This is a genomic window from Micrococcus sp. HMSC31B01 (genome assembly GCF_001816085.1).
Taxonomy (GTDB): Bacteria; Actinomycetota; Actinomycetes; order Actinomycetales; family Micrococcaceae; genus Micrococcus; species Micrococcus luteus.
In genome coordinates this window covers 1-5,339 of record NZ_KV825413.1, presented here as the reverse complement: position 1 = coordinate 5,339, position 5,339 = coordinate 1, and the positions used below count along the sequence as shown (strand labels likewise).

The window sequence follows — 5,339 nt, the reverse complement described above, 5'->3', positions numbered from 1 at the left end:
CTCCTGTGGGGAGCGGACTTCGTTGAGGCAGGTCGAGGCCCGCGTCGGTGGGGTGTGCCCGGGTCGGTCTCCGCTCCTGTGGGGAGCGGACTTCGTTGAGGCTCACGGAACAGGGCGACGGCGGAGAACCGTTGACCGGTCTCCGCTCCTTTGGGGAGCGGACTTCGTTGAGGCGAGGAGTCGGTGGTGCTGATCGGCCCGCCGCGCTGTCTCCGCTCCTTTGGGGAGCGGACTTCGTTAGCTCTCTAGGTGTGATGTCCAGGGAGGTTGTTGAGCCTGGTGGCAGGCGCGGCGCCGATCGCGGAGTGGACGCGATGATGATTGTAGAAGTGCAGCCATCCAGGCAACGCGGCCCTGCGCTCCGTCTCTGAGCTGTAGAACCGGGCGTAGGCCCACCCGTCAGCGAGCGTGCGATGGAACCGCTCAATCTTCCCGTTCGTCTGCGGCCGGTAGGGCCGAGTCCGCTTGGGCTTGATCCCGAGCTCGGTGCAGGCATCACGCCAGGCATGCGAGTGGTAGGCCGAGCCGTTGTCCGAGAGCACCCGCTCCACCTCCACGCCCAGGCGCGCGAAGTGGGCGACCGCGCGGCGCAACACCGCGATGGCCGTCTGGCTGCGTTCATCGGAGTGCATCTCGACATAGGCGAAGCGGGAGTGATCATCGATCACGGTGTGCAGAAAGCCCACCCCGAGCCGGGGCTGGTATCGGGCATCACGGGTTCCTTCGCGGTCCGAGGTCGCCGCGCGGTGCTTCATGCCCTGCTGGCGCCCGACGAATCGGTGTCCGCCCCCGTCGGGGATGCGCCCGAACTTGGTGACGTCGACGTGGATCAGCGACCCGGGGTGGGGGTGCTCGTAGCGGCGGATCGGCTCGCCGGTGACCCGGTCCAGACGGGCGAGGCGGTTGATCCGGCAGCGCACGAGCACGGCATGGACGGTGGAGGCCGGCATCCCGAGTTCTCCAGCGATCTGTGCCGGCCCCAGGCGTCGGCGCCATCGGGCGGCCACGTTCTGTTTCACCACCGCCGGCGGTGTTCTGGTCGGCATCGTGGACGGCCGGCTGGACCGGTCTGCCATCCCTGCAGGTCCCTCGGCCAGGAGGCGTGTGGCCCATTTGCGTGCGGTGGGTGGGGAGACCATGAACATCTTGGCCGCGGTGGCGACCGGCCAGTGCTCCTCGACGATGAGCTTGGCCAGGCGTAGGCGGGCGCGAGGGGTCAGGGCGGCGTTAGCGTGGGACATGAAGGCCTTCTGTTCGCGTGATCGGTTTCTCGACAACTCCACTCTCGCAACAGGAGGCCTTCGCTTGTCAGCTGTTCACGCAACAACGTCCCTGGACATCACATCTAGATCAACGAGGCCGTCTAACCCTCGGGAAGCAGTCGGCCCCGCCTCGCCCCTCACACCACCAGGGACAGGAACGCGCCGAGCGCGAAGCCGACCACGGTGAGCAGCCCGGCCTTCTCCCCGCCCTTCTCGCGGGCCTCGGGGATCATCGTGTCGATCAGCATGACCAGCAGGGCGCCGGCCGCGAAGCCCTGGATGCCGCCGGTCAGGGCGGGGGAGGCGACGTCGGCGATCAGCCCGCCGCCCCACGTCGCCAGGGCGCAGACCACCGTCACGAGCGACCACTGGATCAGCAGGTGGCGGCGCCTCTTGCCGCCGTCGAGGGAGTCGGCCGTGGCGGCGATGGACTCGGGCAGGTTGGACATGAAGATCGCCACGAGTAGCGCGAGGGACACGCCCTCGCCCGCGGCCAGCCCGATGCCCAGCACGAGCTGCTCCGGGATGCCGTCCAGCAGCGCGCCCACGGTCAGCGCGGCGCCCGAGGACGAGCCGCCGGACCTCGCGGCGGAGCGCTCCACCGCACGGTCGCCGAGGAAGTAGGCGGCCGCGCCGAGCGTCAGCCCGATGCCGACGGCGGCGGGCCCGGCCGCCTGCACGCCCGCCTCCGCGAGCTCGAAGGACACGGACGCGATCAGAGCGCCGGCGCCGAAGGCGAGCACGAGTCCGATCGTGCCCATGTGCCAGCGGTGCAGGGTCGCCAGGACGGCGCCCACGAGCAGGGAGGACGCGGCCACTGCGCCCCACATCAGGGTCATCACGGCAGCCAGGCTACGCGCTGACCGGGGACGACGCCGGACCGGACTCGCGGCGACGTGCCTGCATAGGTCACTCTTGACTCCAGCATCCACGGCGAGGCCTGCCACCCTCCCGCTCCCCGCCCACTGACGGAGATGACCGATGAACCTCAATGCAAGTCTCGGACGAGTGGTCGAGTGGGATCGCGATGGCGGCTGGGGCGTGATCGACAGCGAGGCGACGCCCGGGGGGTGCTGGGTCCATTTCAGTCACCTGCCCATGCTCGACTCCGTCCCGTCCAGCCTCACGGTCGGCGAGGAGGTGGAGTTCTTGTTCGAGGCACTGGAGGCCCACAACGATCAGGACGGGTTTCTCTACCGGGCCATTGCCGTGCATCCCCCGCACGGGGGACTGGCGCGCTGACCTGGGGCGACGCCGGGACCGCCGCCTCAGCTCAGCGCACGACCTCGTCCGCCTCGCCCGTGAGCCCGAGCTTCTCGGCCACGTAGTCCACGTCCTTGTCTCCGCGGCCGGAGAGGTTGACCAGGATCCGCGCGTCCCGGCCCATCTGCGGGGCGAGGCGGATCGCGTGCGCCACGGCGTGCGCGGACTCGAGCGCGGGGATGACGCCCTCGAGCCGCGTGAGCCGCTGGAACGCGTCGAGCACGGCCGCGTCGTCCTCGGCCACGTACCGGACGCGGCCGACGCTCGCGAAGTGGGCGTGCTGTGGACCGACGCCCGGGTAGTCCAGGCCCGAGGCGATCGAGTGCACGGGATCCGGGGTGCCGTCGTCGTCGGCGAGGACGAGGGTGGCCATGCCGTGGAGGACGCCGTCGCGGCCCTGGGTCATGGTCATCGCGTGCTCGCCCTTGGCCGCGGAGCGGCCGCCGGGCTCGACGCCCACGAGCGCGACGTCGGCGTCGTCGAGGAACGCGGTGAACGCGCCGATCGCGTTGGAGCCGCCGCCCACCGCGGCGACGACGGCGCTGGGCAGCGCCCCGAACCGCTCCTGGAACTGGGCGCGGGCCTCGCGGCCGACCACGGACTGGAAGTCGCGGATCATCGTGGGGAACGGGTGCGGGCCCACCACGGAGCCGATCGCGAACAGGTACTTCTCCGGGTTCGCCGCGTACACCTCGAACGCCGAGTCCACGGCCTCCTTCAGGGAGCGGCCCTCGCGCTCCACCGAGACGACCTTCGTGCCGAGCAGGCGCATGCGCACCACGTTGGGGTGCTGCTTGGCCACGTCGATCGCGCCCATGTGGATCTCGCAGTCGAGGCCGACCATCGCGGCCGCCGTCGCCAGGGCCACGCCGTGCTGGCCGGCGCCGGTCTCCGCGATCAGGCTGCGCTTGCCCATGCGCTTGGCGAGCAGCGCCTCGCCGATCGTGTGGTTGATCTTGTGGGCGCCCGTGTGGTTCAGGTCCTCGCGCTTGAGCACGATCCGTGCGCCGCCGAGCTCGTCGGAGAGGCGGTCCAGCGGGGTCAGGGGGGAGGGGCGCCCGACGGCGTCGCGCAGCAGGCGTCGGTATTCGGCGTAGAACTCGGGGTCCTGGCGCGCCTCGGCGTACGCGCGGGCGACCTCGGCCATGGGGCCGGCCAGCTGCGGGGGCAGGTGGGCGCCGCCGTACTGGCCGAACATGCCGTCCGCGGAGACGTCCAGGTCCGGGGTGGTGACGAGGTCGCAGGCCTCGGCGAGGGTGCGGGGTTCGGTGGCGCCTCTCAGGGCGTTGTCCTCGGGGTTGCGGTGGGTCATCGGGGGTCCTTCTGGGATGGGGCCCGCCGAGCCGCTCATGATCGAGCCGCCCGGCAGGCGAGCGGCTCGTCGTGTCAGATGCGCATGACCGGGGCCGCCCTCAGGCGGTCCACCACTGCTGCGCGTGCATCTGCATGGGGCCAGCGTACTGCACGTCGGGGCAGGCGTGCGTCTCACCATGTGATTGCAAATCTCAGAATATGGACATCTCTCCCTGTCTCAGTGAATCGCGATTCACCCTGGATCCATGACCATCACCGCCGTCGACACCCCGTCCCTGACCACCGAGGCCGCCGCTGTGCTCGCCGCCACTCCGGGCATGCGGTACGCCGATTTCCTCACCGCCGCCCCCGCAGTGCCCGGCATCGTGGCCGTGGTGGCCGAGGAGTCAGCCCGTGCCGCCCTGGGCCTCACCCCCGCCACCGGTGACGTCCTCGCCGTCGACGTGGCCGACGAGAGCCTGCAGTGCCGCGAGGTGCGCGCCGCCTTCCAGTCCGGTCGTACCGGCGCCTCGCAGCTGCGCCAGGGCCTGGCCGCGCTGCTCAGGGACGTGCTCGCCCTGGATGTGGAGCGCACCAGCCCGGGCGCGGCGGGGGCGGGCTTCGCCCTCACCCCGGAGTCCGAGGAGACGCTCACGGCGTGGATGCGGGAGCACCTGACGCTGCGCGCCTGGGTCGCCCAGGACGCCTCCGCCCTCGAGGGGGTCGCCCGAGAGGTGGCCGCCGACCTCGCCCCGGCCCTGCAGCCGGGCGCCCTGGAGGCCTCCGTGGCACAGCGGGTCGCGGCCATGCGGGCCTCCGCCCGCCGGTCCGCCACCCTCTGAGCCGGCCGGTCGCCCGGGCGACGCCCTAGTCCATGGCGCTCAGTCTCGTCGTGCCGGGAGATCGCCCCGAGCCCGCTGACAGGATGGGTGCATGAAGCACGAGATCGTCCTCACCCGCAGGGACCTCACCCTGCGCCCCCTCTCACCCACCGACGGCCCCGCCCTGCGCGAGCTCGTCGACGCGGCCATGTGGGCGGGGAACAGCGCGCCCCTGCCGGTGGACGGTGCGGCCATGTCCGCGCACCTCGCCGAGCTGATCGAGCGGGAGGGCACCTTCGCGTTCGCCGTCGAGCAGGGCGGGGAGCTGGTGGGGCGCACGAGCCTCTACGACCTGGTGCCGGGGCTGCGGGTGGAGGTGGGGCACACGGTCTACGCCCGTCGGGTGTGGGGCACCTCCGTGAACCCCGGCTGCAAGCTGCTGCTGTTCGGGCACGCGTTCGAGGAATGGGCGCTGGAGCGGGTGGCCCTGCGCTGCGACCACCGCAACGCCCGTTCACACGCCGCCATCGCCCGCCTGGGGGCGACGTTCGAGGGCACTCTGCGCCGCTTCCGCCCGGCGGCGGACGGCACGATCGCCGACGTCGACTACTTCAGCGTGGTGCGCGAGGAGTGGCCCACGGTGCGCGCTGGGCTCGACGCGCGCCTGGCCGCCTAGATGTAGGAGGGCATGACGTTGTTG

The 5,339-nt window shown here is 71.5% G+C and carries 6 protein-coding genes; 3 read left to right on the top strand and 3 right to left on the bottom strand.

The genetic code is table 11. From position 1 onward, the window contains the following. Positions 1 to 245: 245 nt before the first annotated feature. Both HMPREF3105_RS11590 and HMPREF3105_RS11585 read right to left on the bottom strand, forming a co-directional pair. On the bottom strand, positions 246 to 1,241 hold the full coding sequence (locus tag HMPREF3105_RS11590) for an IS481 family transposase (RefSeq protein ID WP_083325342.1): 996 nt from the start codon (positions 1,239 to 1,241) through the stop codon (positions 246 to 248). 158 nt (positions 1,242 to 1,399) lie between these two features. Next, positions 1,400 to 2,101, bottom strand: coding sequence for a ZIP family metal transporter (locus HMPREF3105_RS11585; protein WP_043276010.1), 702 nt, complete (start codon positions 2,099 to 2,101; stop codon positions 1,400 to 1,402). 142 nt (positions 2,102 to 2,243) lie between these two features. Between HMPREF3105_RS11585 and HMPREF3105_RS11580 the strand changes: the two genes are divergently transcribed. Next, the gene (locus tag HMPREF3105_RS11580) at positions 2,244 to 2,504 is read left to right on the top strand and encodes a hypothetical protein (RefSeq protein WP_043282510.1); all 261 of its coding nucleotides are present in this window, start codon (positions 2,244 to 2,246) and stop codon (positions 2,502 to 2,504) included. Positions 2,505 to 2,535: 31 nt separating this feature from the next. On the opposite strand, the gene trpB is transcribed toward HMPREF3105_RS11580, so the two are convergent. Further along, the gene (trpB, locus tag HMPREF3105_RS11575) at positions 2,536 to 3,837 is read right to left on the bottom strand and encodes a tryptophan synthase subunit beta (RefSeq protein ID WP_020628083.1); all 1,302 of its coding nucleotides are present in this window, start codon (positions 3,835 to 3,837) and stop codon (positions 2,536 to 2,538) included. A gap of 247 nt (positions 3,838 to 4,084) precedes the next feature. Between trpB and HMPREF3105_RS11570 the strand changes: the two genes are divergently transcribed. Beyond that, positions 4,085 to 4,660: a hypothetical protein gene (locus HMPREF3105_RS11570; RefSeq protein ID WP_002855485.1), complete on the top strand. Its 576-nt coding sequence runs from the start codon at positions 4,085 to 4,087 to the stop codon at positions 4,658 to 4,660. 91 nt (positions 4,661 to 4,751) lie between these two features. Then, a complete protein-coding gene (locus HMPREF3105_RS11565) occupies positions 4,752 to 5,315 on the top strand; it encodes a GNAT family N-acetyltransferase (RefSeq protein ID WP_070709731.1) in 564 nt (187 codons plus the stop codon). The last annotated feature ends 24 nt before the right edge of the window (positions 5,316 to 5,339 follow it).

What these genes read in the sequence shown, in the direction of transcription:
- HMPREF3105_RS11590 (WP_083325342.1), bottom strand. Translation starts at nt 1,241, where the DNA reads ATGTCCCACGCTAACGCCGCCCTGACCCCTCGCGCCCGCCTACGCCTG.
- HMPREF3105_RS11565 (WP_070709731.1), top strand. Translation starts at nt 4,752, where the DNA reads ATGAAGCACGAGATCGTCCTCACCCGCAGGGACCTCACCCTGCGCCCC.
- HMPREF3105_RS11585 (WP_043276010.1), bottom strand. Translation starts at nt 2,101, where the DNA reads ATGACCCTGATGTGGGGCGCAGTGGCCGCGTCCTCCCTGCTCGTGGGC.
- trpB (WP_020628083.1), bottom strand. Translation starts at nt 3,837, where the DNA reads ATGACCCACCGCAACCCCGAGGACAACGCCCTGAGAGGCGCCACCGAA.
- HMPREF3105_RS11570 (WP_002855485.1), top strand. Translation starts at nt 4,085, where the DNA reads ATGACCATCACCGCCGTCGACACCCCGTCCCTGACCACCGAGGCCGCC.
- HMPREF3105_RS11580 (WP_043282510.1), top strand. Translation starts at nt 2,244, where the DNA reads ATGAACCTCAATGCAAGTCTCGGACGAGTGGTCGAGTGGGATCGCGAT.